Raw genomic sequence first — 1,178 nt, forward strand, 5'->3', positions numbered from 1 at the left:
AGTTCCGCGAAGACGTCGTGCGAGTGGCCCGGTCCCGTGAGGACGGCATCACCATCGCGCAGATCGCGAAGGACTTCGGAGTCCACGAAATGACGCTGCATAAGTGGATCCGCCAAGCCGATATCGACGATGGCAACCGGCCCGGCAGGACACGGGAGGAGTCGACCGAGCTGCGTGAGGCCCGCAAGCAGATCCGGCTGCTCCAGCAGGAGAACGAGGTCCTCCGCCGTGCCGCGGCCTACCTGTCCCAGGCGAACCTGCCGGGAAAAGGTTCTACCCGCTCGTGAGTGAGCTCGCCGCTGACGGCATCCCCGTCACGGTGTCCCTGCGGGTCCTCAAGCTCTCCCGTCAGCCCTACTACCGCTGGCGCCACCAGCAGGTCACCCAGGCTGAGCTGACTGAGGCCTACCGCGCCAACGCGTTACTGGACGCCCACGTCGACGACCCCGAGTACGGGCACCGGTTCCTGGTCGGCGAAGCCGCCGAGGCCGGCGAAGTGATGTGCCAGCGGACGGCATGGAGCATCTGCCGGGACAACCAGTGGTGGTCCGTGTTCGGGAAGAAGCGCGGCAAGAACGGAAAGCGTCCCGGGCCACCGGTCCACGACGATCTCGTGAAGCGGGACTTCTCCGCCGATGACGTCAACGAACTGTGGCTGACCGACATCACAGAGCACTGGACCGACGAGGGAAAGCTCTACCTCTGCGCCATCAAGGACGTGTTCTCAGCCCGGATCGTCGGCTACTCGATCAGCGACCGTATGAAGGCGCGACTGGCGGTGAACGCCCTGGACAACGCCGCTTCCCGCCGCGGTGACGTCGCTGGCTGCATCGTACATTCGGACCGAGGATCCCAGTTCCGGTCACGCAAATTCGTGCAGACGTTGAACCGTCATCACCTCATCGGATCGATGGGGAGAGTCGGTGCCGCTGGGGACAACGCCGCGATGGAGTCCTTCTTCGCCCTGCTGCAAAAGAACGTCCTGGACCGGAAGCGGTGGCGGACCCGCGACGAGCTCCGGATCGCGATCGTTACCTGGATCGAACGCAAGTATCACCGCCGCCGTCGACAGGCCCGTCTGGGTCGATTGACCCCCATCGAATACGAGACCATCATGAACCCCGCCGTGAGCCTCGCGGCCTGACACCCCAACTGTCACCTGTTCGTGCGGCAGTCCC

General features: G+C 64.8%; 1 protein-coding gene. It reads left to right on the forward strand.

The features are described from left to right. Window positions 1-1,144, forward strand: a protein-coding gene (locus D8M39_RS12445; RefSeq protein WP_238694089.1) for an IS3 family transposase whose coding sequence is annotated in 2 segments (ribosomal slippage) — window positions 1-263 and window positions 266-1,144 — 1,142 coding nt annotated over the 2 segments. Because the reading frame shifts where the segments join, the coding sequence is not laid out codon by codon here. This gene is flagged as partial in the annotation. Between the last annotated feature and the right edge of the window lie 34 nt (window positions 1,145-1,178).

The organism is Kocuria sp. HSID17590 (genome assembly GCF_003989485.1).
GTDB lineage: Bacteria > Actinomycetota > Actinomycetes > Actinomycetales > Micrococcaceae > Kocuria > Kocuria salsicia.